Origin of the sequence: Pseudoalteromonas sp. NZS71, assembly GCF_015864715.1 — a bacterium.
GTDB lineage: Bacteria > Pseudomonadota > Gammaproteobacteria > Enterobacterales > Alteromonadaceae > Pseudoalteromonas > Pseudoalteromonas arctica.
Genome location: NZ_JADYWS010000003.1, coordinates 178,562 through 194,608 on the forward strand (window position 1 = coordinate 178,562; position 16,047 = coordinate 194,608).

A 16,047-nucleotide genomic window follows, 5' to 3' on the forward strand; every position below is an offset into this window, starting at 1 on the left:
AGCGAATTTTTTGCCTAGCTACCAACACGTTTTTCCATCCTCAAAATAGATCACTTAATTAAGCGAATTGGTATAACAATCGAAAATGCTATTAAAGAAAAACAACACACTGCTACAAGCTTAATCTAGAAAGATAGACACGCCCTAGTCATTCCAACTTATCTGTATTATTTGCATGTCTTTATATTTAGCACCCGTGAATAAAATTTCGTTATCTGAACTCACTTCAAAACCAATAGGTCGAAAGTCCACGTGTATATCTTGTATAGTTTGATCGTGTAAATTTAGTCTAGCGACTCTAGAAATAGAATCTGAATAATAGAAATAGTCTTTGCTAACTCCATACGCAACTGACTTTTTGGCGTTTTTAGGTAATTCCCAGCTTTGCCTATCTGAAAGGCGAATTAACTGATTATCATTGGTTACGTACCCGTTACCTTTACTATCTGAAATGAGTTTATTAGCTTTTATACCTTCTATTACACGTGTATCACGTGTTACTAAATTAAATTCTGCCAATATATTTTTTGAACCAAGTCGCTTAACATAAATAATGCTGTCGTTATTTTTTGACCAAATATAGCTTACTATTTTATGCTTATTAAATTCTTCAAATGGATAAAATTTTTGAGCGTTTACGTCATAAAGTGAAAAACCTTTATTTTTCATGAATATCATGCGTTGCTTATTAGGAGAAGCTCTTAGTCCTCCTAATACAAAAGTTGATGAGCCATCATCGTAATTAAAAAAGCTAAGTTGCTTTGTAAGACCATTTTGAGAGAGCCACAATTGACTGCTGCCAGAACGCTCTGATACAAAAACATGTGCTGTCCCTTCCTTATTAATTATTTCAGCAATGTTGTACTCGTCTTTATCACTTTTATAAAGTGCTTCATACTCAGGATTATCACCAAAAGGGTCTGTAGCTTTAATAAGCGAGTATGCCTGTGTCATATTTTCCGAGTAAAATAGGCTGTTATCAGAGTGAACTGCAATATAATAAGGTGAAATTGCTGGGGTAACCGTTAATGTGCGTTTAATAATATTATTTTCCTCAACCACAATGGTTGAAAGTTCAGAGCCTTCAAAAACAATCACGCCTTTATCGTCTGCAAGCCAGTCAAACGCGAAGCTAATTATGCTTTTCTTTGCTTTAAATAACCGCTTGGTTTCATGGGTCTCAAAGTTGTAGCTAAATACAGAAAAAGGCTTACCCTTTTGACTAAGTACATATGCTATTTTACTACCAGAATGAGATAAACGAGGCATGATTACGCCATACATGACGCCTGGTGGTGGGATCACTATGAATTCTTTTTTAAGTTCTAAATCATATTTATATAAACCTGAACCCTCATGCTCATTTTTATATTCGGTGTAATAAATATGCTCACCACTTTCGTCTACTTGCGCATAACCTGTGTATCTAAGGTCACACTTTTTAATTAATGTAGCCTTTCCTATAACAGGAAACTGGCTTAAATCAACGAGAACCATTTCACACTTTTGCTGCTTTAAGTTAGTCGCTTGTAACAACACAGAGTGCTGATTTAACTGCCACGATAAAATGGATACTTGAAAGCCAGGATAGGTAATTTCAACTTCCCTTTGATCAGATAGTCGTTTTACAAATGCATGCATTACGTCATTTTCAGGTTCAACATTTGTATAAGCTAAATATTGTTTATCTGAGGACATCTCAGGATGAACCTCACTGCCTATATTCCACGTGCTTGCTACCTTATTAACCGTGATCTGTTTAATCTTTTCGCTAGAAGGTGCATTAATAAAAAACAACCCAAACCATACTAAAAAGCACAGGCAAATAATGGCGAATAAAGAATAAATCAAAAACTTTTTACTATTCGTTCTTTGAACTGGTTGAGAAGTAGTTGCAGTAGCTATCTCTTCATTTTTGGCAGAAATACCCGGTGAGTCAGACAAAATGTTTGCAGGCTCTTTCAAAACGTTTGCTTGCGTTAAACGCTCAGGTATTACTGTTAGGCTATATCCTTTACGGTAATGCGTTTTTAAAAGCGGCGCTTTTTCAATTGGGTGGGCAAGCTGCTTTCTTAACTCTGAGATTGCACGGTTAATCGCATTATCGTCAACAAAGCTTTGTTGCCACACACTCTCAATAAGCTCTTGGCGGGAAACGATTTGTTGAGGCTTATCTATAAAGTGGAGTAATAACTTTACTAAAAGTGGATCTAATTCCCTTTCTAAATGGTTTGAAGTAATCACACAGCGATTACTAATAAATTGCCAAGGTCCGATTTGATAATTCATAGTCTTTACGTATTTTTATTTTTATAAACCGTATCACATCTACACTTTATTTTATAGAAAAAGCATTTTAAACCTTATATTAGCATTATAAGGTTTAAAGCTAACATACTAAATTTAAACAATTATTTAGCTTTAAAACCTTATCTATTAATTGCTCATAACTAGATAAGCGACTCTTAATAAATTCAGCGATATTCTTTAAACCGTCATCAACAAGCAGCTTAGTAAAAAATCATTTGTGATTCTAAATTGGCTGCAGCAAAAAATACAAAAGGTTTAATTATGAACAGCACAATGAAAAAAGTACTACCGGCTTTACTACTAGCAACTGCTTTTAATACTACTTCAGTTATTGCAGCTGACACTAAACAAAACACCGTTCAAAATAATTTTGAGAAATGCATGATTGGTGAAAGCATAAAGGCAATTAGCCCTGTTAATCAAAAACTACAAAAAACAAACAAAATAGACGCTTCTGAGTCTTTAAAAAGTAATGTTGATAAGCAAACGTTACTTTCTTCAATAGATGAAAAAATATCAGCTGAGCTTGACTCTTCAATGAGCAAAATAAACTCGCAAATTGATAAAAATCTTTCAAAGGTAACATCGTCAATCACTACATATTTCAGCAATGTGTTATCGAACTAAAAACAATAAAATTAAAAGTTATATTAAGGAATTATCATGAAAAAATTCACAAAAAAATTAGTATCTGCCAGCGTATTACTTAGTTGCAGCCTTTTAGCAAATACAGCACAGGCTCAAAGCTCTGTATGGCAAGTAAGTAATGGCAATGACTCACTATTTATTGGCGGTACAGTTCACATACTACCTAAAGCTGAAATGCCACTACCCGCTGAGTTTAACCATGCTTATGAACAAGCAGATACAATTATTTTAGAAGCACCGTTACCTGACCCAGCCGACACCAATGCACAAATGCAAATGTTAGGTGCGCTATCGTATACAAATAACGAAACGTTAAGTCAAAAGCTAGAACCCGAGATTAAGGCTTTACTTGAAAATAAGCTTAGCGAGTTTGGCGCTAACCTAGCTAAGTTAGATGGTTTTCGCCCTGCTATGGTTAGTATTGTTTTAATGTCGATGGAGCTTCAAAAGCAAAATTTAATGGGTGAAGGGGTTGATGCTTACTTTACTAAAAAAGCGACTGAAGATAACAAAACAAAAGATTACTTAGAAACAATGGAATTTCAGTTAGAGTTTTTTAAAACAATGGGTCAAGGCAACGAGAACGATTTCATTAAACGTAACTTAGCCGAGCTTCACAACTATGGCGATATGTTTAAAGGACTTTTAGCTGCCTGGCGCAAAGGTGATACAGACACACTGAATAAAGTGGCACTTGAAGATATGCAGCAAAATGATCCGAATAGCTATAAACAAATCATTACAGATAGAAATAATGATTGGTTACCAAAAGTAGAAGCCATGTTTAACAACGACAAAAATGAGTTTGTACTTGTTGGAGTTGCCCACCTCGCAGGACAAGATAGTTTACTTACCTTACTTGAAAATAAGGGCTATAAAGTTTCTCTAGTTGATATTGATAGCACGGCAGATATAACAGTAAGAGGGGCTGAATAATGGATAAAACAGATAAACTAGCGATATCGCTACTGTTTCTATTTGGGTCTATCATGTTGATATGTGCTATATAAAAAATGCCGCTAACAAGCGGCATTTTTTTATTTTAATAAACTTACCCGCGAGGAATAAAACCAAGCGCATCGTATACCGATTTCAATGTTTTCTCAGCACGTACACTTGCTTTTTCAGCACCTGATTTCATTATGCTATTAAGTAGGTTTTGATCTTCTCTGATCTCTTTAAAGCGAGCTTGAATTGGCTCAATCATGTTTACAACTGCATCTGCTGTATCTTTCTTTAAATGGCCATACATTTTATCTTCATACTCAGGAACTAGGTCTTCTATTGAGCGCTTAGTTGCAACACTCAATAAAGTAAGCAAGTTTGATACGCCAGGCTTTTCTGTGCGATCAAAATATATACGTGCTTGTTCATCTGAATCTGTTACTGCTTTTTTAAGCTTTTTCACAATTTGTTTAGGCTCATCTAATAACATGATGTAACCATTTGGGTTTTCGTCAGACTTAGACATCTTTTTAAGTGGGTCTTGCAAGCTCATTACGCGTGCACCAAACTCAGGAATGTACGGCTCTGGTAATTTAAATACGTCGCCGTATAAATTATTAAAGCGTGTTGCTATATCGCGAGTAAGCTCTAAGTGTTGCTTTTGATCTTCACCAACGGGTACTTGATCAGCTTGGTATAATAAAATATCCGCAGCTTGCAATACCGGATATGAAAATAAGCCCACGTTTACGTTATTTGCATGCTTAGATGACTTGTCTTTAAACTGAGTCATTCGATTAAGCTCACCCATTTGCGCGTAACAATTTAATACCCACGCTAACTGTGCGTGTTCAGGTACTTGTGATTGTACAAATAACGCAGATTTTTCAGGATCAATGCCACATGCCGCGTAAAGAGCAATACCATCCAACACTCGAGAGCGCAGTAATTCAGGCTCTTGGCGAACCGTAATAGCGTGTAAGTCTACTAACATAAAGAAACTTTCGTGGTCTTCCTGTAACTTTAGCCACTGGTTAATAGCGCCAACATAGTTGCCTATTGTCATACCACCGGTTGGCTGAATGCCGCTTAAAACTACTGGTTTACTCATGATTTTCCTTTATTTTGCTTAATTAATAATATTTAACGCTGCGTTAGAACAGGTATTATATCTAAGAAGTGATCGCATAGGTACTGTGGATTATAATCCTTGAGATTTTCACCTTGGTTATAGCCGTAACTAAGTGCGATTACGTCTATATTAGCGGCTTTAGCTGCAAGTATATCGCTTTTAGAATCACCTATCATTATCGCTTTACTAGGTTCAACCTTTAGTTTTTTACAGGCAAATAACAATGGATCTGGCGATGGTTTTTTTGCCATATCGTCACCGCATACAATCACATCAAAATGACTCGTTAGTGCCAGTTTATCAAGTAGTTTTTCTGTAAATATTCGAGACTTATTAGTGATTAGTGCTTTAGACATACCACGAAGTGCTGCAAGCCCGGTTTCTACATGTTGGTACAAAACACTATACTCACCAACTTGTTGTTCATAGTGCTTATAAAACTGTAATATTGCTTTACTACTAAGTGACTCATCTAGATGCTCACTCACTTGCATATCACCACTCAAAGCGCGTTTAACGAGGACTTCAACCCCATTACCGACCCAGCTTTCGACCAAGCGTTGGCTAACAATAGGAAAAGCGAGGTCACTCAAGGTTAGGTTAATAGAAATATACAAGTCGTAAACGCTATCAACTAAGGTACCATCTAAATCAAATAAGGCTATATCGTATTTCATTACTTAACACTTCCAAGCTGCTCACGCATTTGATCAATCACAACTTTGTAATCTGGTTGGTTAAAAATAGCTGAGCCTGCAACAAACATATCAGCGCCTGCTTGTGCTGCTGCTGCAATGTTATCGACTTTAATGCCGCCATCAACCTCTAAGCGAATATCTCGACCCGATTCAATAATGCGTTGCTTAGCTTGGCGTAATTTTTCAAGCGTATGAGGGATAAAGCTTTGCCCGCCAAAACCTGGGTTAACCGACATAAGTAAAATGGTATCTAGCTTATCAATAACATGATCTAAATAACTTAAGCTTGTAGCAGGGTTAAACACTAAGCCTGCTTTACAGCCGTGATCTTTTATTAACTGTATTGTACGATCGACGTGCTCACTGGCTTCTGGATGAAAAGTAATAATTGATGCGCCAGCCTCTGCAAACAATGGAATAAGACTATCTACAGGCTTAACCATTAAGTGTACGTCGATAGGTGCTGTAATGCCGTAATCTCTTAGTGCTTTACACACCATAGGACCAATTGTGAGATTAGGTACATAGTGATTATCCATTACATCAAAGTGAACCACGTCAGCGCCCGCTTCGAGTACTTTATCAACATCTTCGCCTAGTTTTGCAAAATCAGCAGACAAAATAGAAGGGGCTATTAAATATTTTTGCTCTGGGTTAAACATGATTAACTCCATCAATAAATAGTGTATTGCGTTAATGTAACTTAATTGAAGATGTTACCCAAGTAATATGGCGTAATAGCCCCTATTTCAGGTAACTTTAAGTTTGATTTTTAATCAATATTTGCTATGATTAAAAAAGTAACAAATTATTGGATTTCATCATGCGTGCTTTTAAAACTGGGATATTAATTGCGTCGGCATTACTGCTTATCGGGGCGCTTAGCTTTGGTTCAAGCTCTGAGCAAGAATTAAGCTCAGTGGGTAATTGTCATAATACACAAGTGGTAAGTGCTCAAAACACATTAACTACAATCACGTGTATTAAAGCTGAAGAAGAGTCATCGTGGTTTTCGTGGTTAACTGGCGATAGCCGTAGTGCTCAGTTTCATTACCTCGATTTACTAGAGCTACTTACTAGCTCTGATGATTCTAAAAACACTCCATCTTTAAAACCTTTATTTTAAATAATGCTGCAATTTTTTAGTGCGTTGCAAAGTGTACTAGCAGCATTTTTTGGTGTTCAATCTGAAAATAAACGCCAAGTCGATTTTAAACAACACTCTCCTATCTCTATCATCCTAATTGCGATTGTACTATTTATTGCTTTTGTTATCGCAATTTACGCAGTGGTTGCTTGGGTGCTAAATACATAGCCATCAACTCGTCAACTTTATTTCTAGAGCCACCTTTGGGGCTAATAGTGCGCTTTACTTGAATTTGGTCAAGTGATGCTTGGCTATAAATTTTTCGAGTCCATACGGTATCGTGATTAGAGATAAGCACTGGTGTATCATTTTCAAAGGCAGCCTTCTCAGCCAGATTAGCCAAATTAGCCTGATCATCTAAATTAAACCCCCCTTTAGCGTAAGACGTAAAAGAAGCGGTTTTACTTAATGGTACATAAGGTGGGTCGCAATAAATAACTGCATTGTTAGGCACTAACTTAAAAACGTCATCGTAATCTAAACAGGTAAAGGTTGCTTTTTGTGCTTTTTCAGCAAAAAAATACATTTCTTTTTCAGGAAAGTAAGGCTTTTTATATTTACCAAAAGGCACATTAAAAATACCTTTTAAATTATACCTACAGAGTCCGTTGTAACCATGGCGGTTCATGTATAAAAACAATATTGAACGTTCATATACATCACGACTTTGATTAAACTGCACACGATATTCGTAATAAGCATCTGCGTGATTATTCAAATCTACAAATAACTTTTTAGCGTCACTAATCAGCTCATCTGGAGAGCTTTTTAGCTCTTTGTATAAGTTAATTAAGTCTGCATTTATATCGTTGAGAATATAGTGTTTAAAGTCACTATTTAAAAACACAGAGCCTGCACCAACAAAAGGTTCAACCAACGTATCAGCATTCTTGCTAGCTTGGTTTAATCGCGCATTAATATTTTCAACTAGGCTGTATTTTCCGCCGGCCCATTTAAGGAAGGCTCTACTCTTTTGCTGCATTGGCTCTTTACTTCAATCTGGTGTTGCGCGATTTTACACTAAAGCAGTGTGTTTTACTGATCAACGAGTGCTATTTCTTGCTTTATTTTACTAATTTTTTTATAGAAAGGTTTATTTTTTCTAACCTCAGCAGATAAAGTATCCATTGCTGATTTTGCTTCGTTTATACTTTCAAAACTGCCAAATGTAACAACCCACCATATTTTATTATTTCGCTTTGTTTGGTAAGTATGAGTTTGCTGCTGTAGATTGAATTGAGCAATAAAATTATCGCTAACTTCCTGCTGAGTTACGGCTAATAATTGAATAACACTATTTGTATCTATTTGCTGCATGTACCATATATTATCTTGGCTACTCTGGGTTTGCTCTGCTGTATTTACTTTTAGAGCTTCAGATTTAACGTCACTTGATACACTGCTTTTATTATTAGTACTATCATCAACATCATTGTCTAATACGTTAACTGTGTTGCCAGGTTCGGTAAGGCTTTGCATTATGGCAGGCACATCATTAATGTGTACACGCTCTGCCTTAATATCTGGCTCAACTACTTCAAGTTCATTTAAGTTAATTATTGAGTCATTTTTCTTTATAGCCGGCTCACTTACTTGCTCTATAGATATTGCTGTATTTACTACTTGTGTTTCTTCTTGCTGATAATACTGTTGCCACCACTGCGTCATATCCGACTTATAAAGCAGACCAATAATTAAAAGCATAATCAGCAACATCAAAATCAATAAGTGTAATCGCCAAGACACTTTGTCTTTAACAATAATATCGGCTATGTGCTCACTAGGTTGCCAAGCAAGCAATAAGCTGGGATTACCGTGAGCCTCAGCTAAAAAAGTACTAAATACAGGGTCTTCATCATAGGGTAAGTCTGTAAAGTACCACTGCAATAACATCTTGCTTTCTCGAAGCGTTAGCGGCTCCAGATAAATTTCAACAGCGTTATTTAAAGCCAGTTTAGACTGTGAAGCTATTATAATATATAGCGTATTTGGGCTGTTTTTAGAAAGTAACTCAAGCTCAATTAACATCTCATCAGATAATTGCCTACCGCCATCAAGTACCCATAAACATGGCCCGCATGGTTGCTGCTGCAGTAATTGGTAATAGTTTTCAGGTAAACTTAAGTTATGATCAATCAGGGGAGAGTTAAAGCTTTGCTCTAATAACTCACTCATTAGCTGAGCATCAGTCATTTGCGCACTTACTTGCACGAAGGCTTTATTAAAGTCGTTGTATTTATCTGTAATGAAGGTTTCGAGCATATAACTTTTACCTAGCCCAGAAGTGCCAAGTAAAACAATTAAATTTTGCCCGTACTCAAATTGCAGTGCGATTCTATCCACCAAAGCCGCACGGCTTGGTAAAATTTGTGACTGCATTTACTGCTCGATTAAGTCTCTAACTTGATCATCAGATACATTATCAACTAATGCACACTGGCCAAATTGGGTAGGTAGAATAAAGCGGATAGTGCCTTTTTTATTCTTTTTGTCTTTACGCATATGCGTTAAAAACTGCTCGCTAGTCATTTGCTTTGGAATTTCTGTTGGTAAATTATATAGCTCAAGCAGCTTAATAATTCGATCAACTTCATCTGCGCTTAAATCTTGGCGTGTCTTGGCAAGTTTAGCTGCTAATACCATTCCTGTTGCAACAGCTTCGCCGTGTAACCAAACGCCATAACCCATCTGTGCCTCAATTGCATGGGCAAATGTATGGCCTAAGTTTAACAAAGCTCGTAAGCCATGTTCTTTTTCATCTTGAGCAACTATAAGCGCTTTTATTTCACAACATCTAAAAATGATATGCTGTAAGCATGCTTCATCTAGTTGCTGTAAATTAGTCACATTTCGCTCTAAATAGGCAAATAATTCGGTATCGTAAATCAGACCATACTTAATTACCTCAGCCATACCTGCTGCAAACTCTCGTGCAGGTAGAGTGTGTAATGTTTGCGTATCAATAAAAACCGCTTGAGGCTGATAAAATGCCCCTATCATATTTTTACCTAACGGATGATTTACTGCCGTTTTTCCACCTACCGATGAATCAACCTGTGAAAGCACTGTCGTTGGTATTTGAATAAACGGTACGCCGCGCTGATAACAAGCCGCTACAAAACCAGTTAGGTCACCTACAACACCGCCACCTAACGCAATTAAACACGTATCTCGGCCACAGTTATTTTGTAGTAAAAATGCTGATATTTTTTCAAACCATTCCAGTGATTTATATTGCTCACCGTCAGGAATAATAAAAGATAGCGGATTTAGATCAGCTAATGAATCAAGTAACCTTTGCAAATATAAAGGCGCTATTGTGTCATTAGTAATGATGATAGGCCGACAATCACCAATGTGGTGAACCAGGCGGCCATTATCTTGAAGTGCAGATTGCCCAATATAAATAGGATAACTTCGCTCGTCCAAATTAACAGTTAATTTAAGCATGCTTGGCTATTCCTTTATTATTGGTTTTTAAAAATCTAATTTCTCGATGATTTGGTTAGCAACAACTTTAGCGCTTTGCTCATCGGTACGTACAACAAAATCAGCAACTTCTTTGTATAGTGGCTCGCGTTCTTCTGCTAAGCGCTCTAGTACGTTACGAGGTGCTTCTTCAGTTTGCAGTAATGGGCGACGCTTGTCGCGTTGCGTGCGTGCAACTTGCTTCTCTATAGGTGTCTCTAGGTATACAACGATACCTCGAGCCGAAAGCTTGTTTCGAACTTCTTTGCTCATTACTGAACCACCACCGGTAGCAAGTACAATACCTTGCATCTCGGTTAAATCGCCAATAACAGACTCTTCTCGAAGTCTAAAGCCTTCTTCACCTTCAAGATCGAATACCCATGCAATATCTGCACCTGTGCGGCGTTCGATTTCTTGATCAGAATCAACAAATTCAAGGTGTAATTGGTCAGCGATGTGACGACCAATCGTGCTTTTGCCAGCCCCCATGGGGCCAACTAGAAATATATTACGTTTCTCAGCCATATCTTTTAGTACAAACAAACTCTAAAATTTGAAATAAAACCCCGCCTAACGACCTGGCCCCAAAATTAAGGAGGGGATTATCTCAGTAATTGCGGGGGTATTTCAAGTCAATTAGCATAAAAAGCCATATAACGAGCAATTAATCTAAATAATCACCCGTTGGTTAACATAAAACCACTGTATTTTAATCAATTTGTATTTTTGGTGTCACAAAAATAAGTAATTCACGCTTTTCATTAAACTCACTTGTGGTTTTAAATAGTCTTCCTACGTAAGGAATGTCACCTAAAATTGGCACTTTACTCGTAGTATTAATGATCTGCTGCTGGAAAATACCACCGAGTACTACGGTTTGTCCATTCTCAACTAACACTTGAGTTTGAATCTCTTGGGTATCAATAGACACTGCTTCACCTGTTCCCGTTTGTACAGTATCACCACGAGTATCTTGAGTAATAATTAAGTCTAGAATTACTTTATTATCAGGTGTGATATGAGGTGTCACTTCTAAGCTTAGTACCGCTTTTTTAAAGCTTACAGTAGTAGCACCACTTGAAGCTGACTCAGTGTAAGGGATTTCAGTACCTTGCTCTATTCGCGCTTTTTGCTGATTAGCCGCTATGATACGCGGGCTAGCAATAATTTCGCCTTTATTCTCTTCTTCAAGAGCACTTAGCTCTAAATCAATTAATGTACCGTTAGCCAATTTTGCTATGTGCAAACCAATACTGGCCGCAGGATTAGAAATTGGTAAATTTACATTTAATCGATCTGAAATACTTGGCGCATTTGAAGTTGATGTCGCATTATAAATACCTTCAGCGCCTTCAAGGGAGCCAGAAATACCAACACTACTGCCTTGATCACTAAAGCCCCAGCGTACGCCTAAGTCTTCAGTAACGTTATCGCGCACAGTTACCATTCGAGATTCGATTACAACCTGCTGTACCGGAATATCGAGTGTTTCTATCATCCGGCGAATGTTTTCTATACTCTTTACAGTATCTTTTACCAATAAAGTATTTGTACGCTGATCAACCGATACACTACCGCGGGCAGTTATAATGCTGTTCGTATCTGTTTTTAATAAGTCAGCAAAATTTTCGGCTTTAGCATAGTTTAATCGAATGTATTCACTATAGAGTGGTTCTAAGTCTTCAACTTGCTGTTTAGCTTTTAAATCTTTAGCTTCACGTGCCGCAAGCTCCTCTGCAGGCGCTACCATTAAAATAGAGCCATCCATGCGTTTGTCTAGCCCTTTAATACGCAATACTACGTCAAGCGCTTGATCCCACGGTACGCCATCTAAGCGCAGTGTTATATTACCTGTCACTGAATCACTGGTTACTAAGTTAAAATCGTTATAACCCGCAATAATTTGTAGTGCTGCTCGCACAGAGATATCTTGAAAATTTAAGGTCATAGGGCGACCTTGATACTCAACGCCACCATCTAAATAGGCGTTTTGCGTTTCATCTTTTTCTACCGTCAGCGTTAAAATATTATCTATTTGCTGGTACGTAAATGTAAACTGAGCGTTTGGCTCAATAACGACACGACTTAATCCGTCTTCTTTAAAAGTCTCGATATTACTTACAACAGTACCAAAATCTAATACATCTAATTCATAAAGTAGGTCATCTAAAATATCGGTGTGATGAAAGTCAGCGTAAATTTTACCGCCACTTTCATGGACTTCAATTGCAGCTTGAGTGTCTTGTAAAAATACGAGTACTTTCGCTTCGCCCTTTTCACCACGTCTAAAATCAATTGATTGGATACGGTTGATGTAATTTCCACTTACGTCACCTGAGTCCATCGCTACATCTTCATTTTCAGATTCTGTAAGAGGATTATCAGACACGCGTATTGATACTAAGTTGTTATGAACTTCAGTTTCATAAATTTTTAATCTATCTAAGTTTACCGTTACCTTTAAACCACTGTTAGTTAAAACATTAGTAACACTGCTAATTCCAGCTTGATTAACTTCAACATCGTTTAAACCAACCTCTAACTCTGCGGTATCAAAAAACATTTCGATTCGGGCTGGGCTATTAAACACCTGAACTTTTGGTTCAAGCGTTAACTCTTCATCAAAAACAAGCTGTAACTCAGTTTCGCCTTTAAGTAATGGATTATAACGAACATCATAAAGTAACGGCCCTGCAACGGCTGAATTTACAGTGACTAAAGCAACAGCAGCCAGTAATGTTCGTGAAATACGATGAAGCCAAAGTACATCCTTATGCATGCTATTTTTACCTTTTTTATTATTAATTTGCGCCATCTGTTGCCGCCTCTAACATTTCTAATTTAGTCAAGCGCTCTTTCCAACAGCCAGACCCATCAGGGATTAATTCCACTAACTCTATATAGTCGTTACTTACTGTTTTTACTTTGCCATCATAACTACCAAGGTAATTCCCTACCGTTACACGATGCAAAGTAGCGTCAGCTGCTGTTATTAATGCCCATATTTGTCCACTAGAACCAATTGTGCCTTTCATTGCTAAGTTATCTAGCGGGTATTTTTCTAACGGTTCGCGGCGACGCTCTTGATCTGGGTGCAAACAGTTTTTTACTTGCGTTAATTTATTTTGGATTATCTCAGGCTGAGGCGCTACAAACGGGCTACGTAGCTGACCAGCACTGTACTCAAATATTTCAAACTTTGTCAGCTCAGGAATTGATTCAACCTTTGGTGTTGTGCTTGCTTTTACTTGATCAATAAATTCTTTTTGCTCAGACGTATCATCATTACAACCACTCAAAACAAACACCATTACTACAGGTACTACGCGAAGGAGCTTCATTTTTTAACCCCTTCTTCATAGCGATATGTTTTTGCAACAACACTAAATGTTAACTGTTTATCGCCCGATGATAAGATAGAAAAGTCATGTAAGCTTACAATTCGTGGTAACTGAGCTACTTTACCCACAAACTCACCAAATTCATGGTAGGTCCCTATCACTTCTATTTTAATCGGTAATTCAGTATAAAATTCTTTCTCGACTTCTGGTAACCAACCTATTTTTAAAAAAGTCAGACCACTTGTTGTGCCAACATACGACAAATCATCAAGTAAACCAGGGGTTTCGTTAGAGGTAGGTAAACGTTTTAATAATTGTGAAAACTTATCTTCCATTTCAATCATTTGTTGACGGTAGATCTCAAGCTTACTCGCGACTGCGTATTTAGTGCGATAAGTTGTGCGTAACTCGACCTCTTTCGCAACTGCACTGTGGTAACTATCAATTTCATCAGAAACTAATAGGCTATAACTAAAAAACAATACAAGTCCGGCAACAAACGTACAGCAAATTGCTTTAACTGCAATAGGCCAATCGCCAATGTTATCGAGCTCTATTTCATTCCAATCAATTTCACTCAGTGCTTTAAAATCAAGGCTCATCGCTAACCTCACCAATTTTATCAAATGGTTTTACATAAAATTCCATATTAAAATCACTAAGTAAACGCGAAGATTGATCGCCTGCAACAATGCCTTGCATTGAAGGATTCTCTAGTAAATATGAGCTTTGTACTTGGCGCAGCATTGTTGATAAACGGTTATTAGATTCACTACGTCCCAATACATGTATTTGGCTGCCTCTGCGCTCGAGTTTTGTTAAATAAACCCCACCCGGTACTATTTTGGCAACTTCATCCATTATTTGCGTACCCAAATTACGGCTGCTTTGTAATTCTTCAATGAGCCTCATACGCTGTTGTAAGTTTTCTTTTCTTTTATCTAAACTTCTAATTTCACTTATTTTTTTATCTAGCATGCTAATTTCTGAGCTTAAATAGTTATTCTTTAAGTTTTGACCGTCTTTTAATGCACTATAAAAAGAGCTTAATAAGTACATACTCGCAAAACAAAGTATAACGACACCAATAAGTATAGTTACAAATTTCTTTTTCGATTCTTCGCGCTGCGATTCACGCCAAGGAAGTAGATTTATATGTGGCATGTTGAAAAGCTCCTTAATGCCAACCCTGTCGCAATTGCAAACTGCGTTTTGTGACGCTGCATTACATTACGATCTACTTTTGGAGAAATTTCCATATTTTCAAAAGGCTCAGCAACGACAGAGTGAATACCTAGTTCTTCAATGAGTAATCGGTCAATACCTTTAATCATCGATGTACCACCTGTTAATACAATATAGTCGATTTGCTCTTTGCCACTGGTTGTTAAAAACATTTGCACCGCGCGTCGCACTTGTTGAAGTAACGAAGTTTGAAAGGGGGCTAATACTTCAAATGTGTAGTTTGGCGGTAAATCACCTGATGTTTTACCAATTTCAGCTTCATCAAATCCTTTATTATAATAAGCAACAATACTATTTGTATATTGGTCGCCACCAAAAACTTGGTCACGTGTATAAATTGTTTCCCCAGCTTGAACAACGCTCACGAGCATTAAAACCGCACCAATATCAACCACAGCCACACATTTATTAAATGCGTCGCTAGGTAATTGTTGGTAATACACATCCATTGCACGACTTAATGCATAGCTTTCTACATCAACTATTTTAGCTTCTAAATTTGCAGCTTCTAAAGCGCCAACTCGCGCTTCTACACTCTCAGTACGAGCAGCTGAAAGCAAAACATTCATTTTACTAGGATCGGCCTCATTCGTCGAAAGCTTCTCAAAGTCGAGGCTCACTTCATCAAGAGGATATGGAATTAAACTATCGGCTTCAATTTCAATTTGCGACTCAAGTTCAGCATCAGTTAACGATACATCCATGAAGATCACTTTTGTAATGACTGTTTGGCCAGAAACAGCCACTGCTGCAGATTTTAACGACTTTGGTAATTTTTTTCTTAATTTTGTAATTACGTTACCAATCGCTTCAATATCTTGAATTGTGCGCTCACTCATAGCGCCTTTTGGCATCGGCTCAATTGCAAGTGCTTCGAGTCGAAATCCAGTTTCAATTTCACGTAAAAGCACAGCCTTAATAGAGTGCGATCCAATATCAATTCCTACCATCATTTGGGACGGTTTTTGAAATAGTTGACTTAGCATGTTTCAACTTGGCCTTTGTTTTAATAATAAACAAGTTATAATTTTTATATGAAAAAATATTATTCATTTTTTAATCAATATATACTAGCAGTCAAAACTCGCAATTGGGAGTCCATTTAGGGAA

General features: G+C 37.2%; 17 protein-coding genes. 4 read left to right on the forward strand and 13 right to left on the reverse strand.

The genetic code is table 11. The features are described from left to right. Window positions 1-144 precede the first annotated feature (144 nt). The gene (locus tag I6E85_RS03010) at window positions 145-2,289 is read right to left on the reverse strand and encodes a transcriptional regulator (protein ID WP_197236580.1); all 2,145 of its coding nucleotides are present in this window, start codon (window positions 2,287-2,289) and stop codon (window positions 145-147) included. Between the two features lie 282 nt (window positions 2,290-2,571). On the opposite strand from I6E85_RS03010, the gene I6E85_RS03015 reads away from it, so the two are divergent. Beyond that, a complete protein-coding gene (locus I6E85_RS03015) occupies window positions 2,572-2,937 on the forward strand; it encodes a hypothetical protein (protein ID WP_197236581.1) in 366 nt (121 codons plus the stop codon). Between the two features lie 36 nt (window positions 2,938-2,973). Further along, window positions 2,974-3,894, forward strand: coding sequence for a TraB/GumN family protein (locus I6E85_RS03020; protein WP_007586291.1), 921 nt, complete (start codon window positions 2,974-2,976; stop codon window positions 3,892-3,894). 115 nt (window positions 3,895-4,009) lie between these two features. Here I6E85_RS03020 and trpS read toward each other — a convergent pair whose 3' ends face one another. From trpS to rpe, 3 genes are read right to left on the reverse strand one after another with little or no spacing between them, the layout of a single operon-like run. Further along, window positions 4,010-5,014, reverse strand: a complete 1,005-nt coding sequence (trpS, locus tag I6E85_RS03025) for a tryptophan--tRNA ligase (RefSeq protein ID WP_024589884.1) — start codon at window positions 5,012-5,014, stop codon at window positions 4,010-4,012. Window positions 5,015-5,046: 32 nt separating this feature from the next. After that, a complete protein-coding gene (locus tag I6E85_RS03030) occupies window positions 5,047-5,712 on the reverse strand; it encodes a phosphoglycolate phosphatase (protein ID WP_197236582.1) in 666 nt (221 codons plus the stop codon). Then, complete coding sequence (gene rpe / locus I6E85_RS03035) at window positions 5,712-6,395, reverse strand: ribulose-phosphate 3-epimerase (protein WP_007586288.1); 684 nt, start codon at window positions 6,393-6,395, stop codon at window positions 5,712-5,714. Before rpe ends, I6E85_RS03030 begins: the two co-directional genes overlap by 1 nt. Window positions 6,396-6,556: 161 nt before the next feature. Here rpe and I6E85_RS03040 point away from each other — a divergent pair, with 161 nt between their 5' ends. Beyond that, window positions 6,557-6,859 carry a hypothetical protein gene (locus I6E85_RS03040; RefSeq protein WP_197236583.1) on the forward strand — a complete coding sequence of 101 codons (303 nt, stop codon included), beginning with the start codon at window positions 6,557-6,559 and terminating at the stop codon, window positions 6,857-6,859. Window positions 6,860-6,862: 3 nt separating this feature from the next. Next, window positions 6,863-7,048, forward strand: coding sequence for a DUF2970 domain-containing protein (locus tag I6E85_RS03045; RefSeq protein WP_081709141.1), 186 nt, complete (start codon window positions 6,863-6,865; stop codon window positions 7,046-7,048). Here I6E85_RS03045 and I6E85_RS03050 read toward each other — a convergent pair. The 9 genes from I6E85_RS03050 to I6E85_RS03090 all read right to left on the reverse strand — a co-directional run bounded on the left by I6E85_RS03050 (window position 7,005) and on the right by I6E85_RS03090 (window position 15,923). Then, on the reverse strand, window positions 7,005-7,862 hold the full coding sequence (locus I6E85_RS03050; protein ID WP_197236584.1) for a Dam family site-specific DNA-(adenine-N6)-methyltransferase: 858 nt from the start codon (window positions 7,860-7,862) through the stop codon (window positions 7,005-7,007). The genes I6E85_RS03045 and I6E85_RS03050 overlap by 44 nt on opposite strands. Before the next feature lie 53 nt (window positions 7,863-7,915). Then, on the reverse strand, window positions 7,916-9,259 hold the full coding sequence (locus I6E85_RS03055) for an AAA family ATPase (RefSeq protein ID WP_197236585.1): 1,344 nt from the start codon (window positions 9,257-9,259) through the stop codon (window positions 7,916-7,918). Then, window positions 9,260-10,330 carry a 3-dehydroquinate synthase gene (aroB, locus tag I6E85_RS03060; protein WP_010553793.1) on the reverse strand — a complete coding sequence of 357 codons (1,071 nt, stop codon included), beginning with the start codon at window positions 10,328-10,330 and terminating at the stop codon, window positions 9,260-9,262. A gap of 27 nt (window positions 10,331-10,357) precedes the next feature. After that, on the reverse strand, window positions 10,358-10,876 hold the full coding sequence (gene aroK, locus I6E85_RS03065) for a shikimate kinase AroK (RefSeq protein WP_004589350.1): 519 nt from the start codon (window positions 10,874-10,876) through the stop codon (window positions 10,358-10,360). Between the two features lie 184 nt (window positions 10,877-11,060). Further along, window positions 11,061-13,166, reverse strand: coding sequence for a type IV pilus secretin PilQ (locus I6E85_RS03070; RefSeq protein ID WP_197102496.1), 2,106 nt, complete (start codon window positions 13,164-13,166; stop codon window positions 11,061-11,063). Beyond that, the gene (locus I6E85_RS03075; RefSeq protein ID WP_007586272.1) at window positions 13,153-13,692 is read right to left on the reverse strand and encodes a pilus assembly protein PilP; all 540 of its coding nucleotides are present in this window, start codon (window positions 13,690-13,692) and stop codon (window positions 13,153-13,155) included. Before I6E85_RS03075 ends, I6E85_RS03070 begins: the two co-directional genes overlap by 14 nt. After that, entirely contained in the window at window positions 13,689-14,294 is a 606-nt protein-coding gene (locus I6E85_RS03080) for a type 4a pilus biogenesis protein PilO (RefSeq protein WP_007586270.1), read from the reverse strand. Before I6E85_RS03080 ends, I6E85_RS03075 begins: the two co-directional genes overlap by 4 nt. Further along, the gene (locus tag I6E85_RS03085; RefSeq protein WP_007586268.1) at window positions 14,284-14,856 is read right to left on the reverse strand and encodes a PilN domain-containing protein; all 573 of its coding nucleotides are present in this window, start codon (window positions 14,854-14,856) and stop codon (window positions 14,284-14,286) included. The genes I6E85_RS03080 and I6E85_RS03085 overlap by 11 nt, the downstream gene beginning before the upstream one ends. Then, complete coding sequence (locus I6E85_RS03090; protein WP_024589891.1) at window positions 14,844-15,923, reverse strand: pilus assembly protein PilM; 1,080 nt, start codon at window positions 15,921-15,923, stop codon at window positions 14,844-14,846. The genes I6E85_RS03085 and I6E85_RS03090 overlap by 13 nt, the downstream gene beginning before the upstream one ends. Window positions 15,924-16,047: the final 124 nt, after the last annotated feature.

What these genes read in the sequence shown, in the direction of transcription:
- I6E85_RS03010 (WP_197236580.1), bottom strand. Translation starts at nt 2,289, where the DNA reads ATGAATTATCAAATCGGACCTTGGCAATTTATTAGTAATCGCTGTGTG.
- I6E85_RS03015 (WP_197236581.1), top strand. Translation starts at nt 2,572, where the DNA reads ATGAACAGCACAATGAAAAAAGTACTACCGGCTTTACTACTAGCAACT.
- I6E85_RS03020 (WP_007586291.1), top strand. Translation starts at nt 2,974, where the DNA reads ATGAAAAAATTCACAAAAAAATTAGTATCTGCCAGCGTATTACTTAGT.
- trpS (WP_024589884.1), bottom strand. Translation starts at nt 5,014, where the DNA reads ATGAGTAAACCAGTAGTTTTAAGCGGCATTCAGCCAACCGGTGGTATG.
- I6E85_RS03030 (WP_197236582.1), bottom strand. Translation starts at nt 5,712, where the DNA reads ATGAAATACGATATAGCCTTATTTGATTTAGATGGTACCTTAGTTGAT.
- rpe (WP_007586288.1), bottom strand. Translation starts at nt 6,395, where the DNA reads ATGTTTAACCCAGAGCAAAAATATTTAATAGCCCCTTCTATTTTGTCT.
- I6E85_RS03040 (WP_197236583.1), top strand. Translation starts at nt 6,557, where the DNA reads ATGCGTGCTTTTAAAACTGGGATATTAATTGCGTCGGCATTACTGCTT.
- I6E85_RS03045 (WP_081709141.1), top strand. Translation starts at nt 6,863, where the DNA reads ATGCTGCAATTTTTTAGTGCGTTGCAAAGTGTACTAGCAGCATTTTTT.
- I6E85_RS03050 (WP_197236584.1), bottom strand. Translation starts at nt 7,862, where the DNA reads ATGCAGCAAAAGAGTAGAGCCTTCCTTAAATGGGCCGGCGGAAAATAC.
- I6E85_RS03055 (WP_197236585.1), bottom strand. Translation starts at nt 9,259, where the DNA reads ATGCAGTCACAAATTTTACCAAGCCGTGCGGCTTTGGTGGATAGAATC.
- aroB (WP_010553793.1), bottom strand. Translation starts at nt 10,330, where the DNA reads ATGCTTAAATTAACTGTTAATTTGGACGAGCGAAGTTATCCTATTTAT.
- aroK (WP_004589350.1), bottom strand. Translation starts at nt 10,876, where the DNA reads ATGGCTGAGAAACGTAATATATTTCTAGTTGGCCCCATGGGGGCTGGC.
- I6E85_RS03070 (WP_197102496.1), bottom strand. Translation starts at nt 13,166, where the DNA reads ATGGCGCAAATTAATAATAAAAAAGGTAAAAATAGCATGCATAAGGAT.
- I6E85_RS03075 (WP_007586272.1), bottom strand. Translation starts at nt 13,692, where the DNA reads ATGAAGCTCCTTCGCGTAGTACCTGTAGTAATGGTGTTTGTTTTGAGT.
- I6E85_RS03080 (WP_007586270.1), bottom strand. Translation starts at nt 14,294, where the DNA reads ATGAGCCTTGATTTTAAAGCACTGAGTGAAATTGATTGGAATGAAATA.
- I6E85_RS03085 (WP_007586268.1), bottom strand. Translation starts at nt 14,856, where the DNA reads ATGCCACATATAAATCTACTTCCTTGGCGTGAATCGCAGCGCGAAGAA.
- I6E85_RS03090 (WP_024589891.1), bottom strand. Translation starts at nt 15,923, where the DNA reads ATGCTAAGTCAACTATTTCAAAAACCGTCCCAAATGATGGTAGGAATT.